General features: G+C 69.3%; 1 protein-coding gene. It reads left to right on the forward strand.

Going from position 1 to position 1097, the window contains the following annotated elements; translation table 11 throughout:
* The coding region (locus G4D86_RS51685; protein ID WP_164003089.1) for an amino acid adenylation domain-containing protein at window positions 1-1097 on the forward strand (1097 nt) is incomplete at both ends.

The raw sequence follows: 1097 nt of genomic DNA on the forward strand, positions 1-1097 counted from the left end.
GGACAAGACCGCCGTCGAGTTCGCAGACGCGAAGCTCACCTACCGGGAGCTGGACGCGCGTGCCAACCAGCTCGCCTGGCACCTGCGTGGCCTCGGTGTGTCCACCGACTCGCGCGTGGCGCTGGCCGTGGAGCGCTCGCTGGAGCTCATCGTCTCTCTCGTCGCCATCCTCAAGGCCGGTGGCGCCTACGTCCCTCTCGACCCGGCGTATCCGCGTGAGCGCCTGGCCGCCATGGTGGAGGACTCGCGTCCCACCGTGCTCATCACCACGCGCGAGCTGCTGGAGAAGCTGCCCGCCGAAGGCCTGTCCACGGTGGTCATGGAGGAAACCCCGCTCTCCTCGCAGCCCATCACCTCGCCGCCCCGGGCCGCGCAGCCCGGCAGCCTCGCGTACATCGACTTCACCTCCGGCTCCACGGGCCGTCCCAAGGGTGTCGGCACTCCACACTCCGCAGTGCTGCGCACCGTCTTCGGTGTCGACTACGCGCACCTCGGGCCAGATGAGACGTTCCTCCTCATCGCCCCCGTCTCCTTCGACGCCTCCACCTTGGAGCTGTGGGGCCCGCTGCTCCATGGAGCGCGGTTGGTGGTTTTCCCGCCCCACTCGCCCTCGGACTTGAAAGAGCTGGAGTCCGTGCTGACGAAGCACGGCGTCACCACCCTTCACCTCACCTCCGGCCTCTTCACCCAGGTGGTGGACCACAACTTCCCCGCCCTTCGTGGGGTGAAGCAGCTGCTCACCGGTGGCGACGTGGTGAGTGCACCGCACGTGCGCCGCGTCCTCGAAGAGCTGCGCATCCCCGTGACGGCCTGCTACGGCCCCACCGAGTCCACGCTCTTCGCCTCCTGCTTCCGCATGACGTCCGCGGAGCAACTGGGCTCCGCCGTGCCCATCGGCCGTCCCATTGGCAACACCCAGATGTACGTGCTGGATGCGTCTGGCCAGCCCGTGCCCTCGGGCGTCACCGGGGAGCTGTTCATCGGCGGCGACGGCGTGGCCCGTGGCTATGTCGAGCAGCCCGCGTTGACGGCCGAGCGCTTCGTCCCCGACGCCTTCTCCGGCGCGCTTGGTGCCCGCCTCTACCGCACCGGAGACC

Source organism: Pyxidicoccus caerfyrddinensis, assembly GCF_010894405.1.
Lineage (GTDB): Bacteria > Myxococcota > Myxococcia > Myxococcales > Myxococcaceae > Myxococcus > Myxococcus caerfyrddinensis.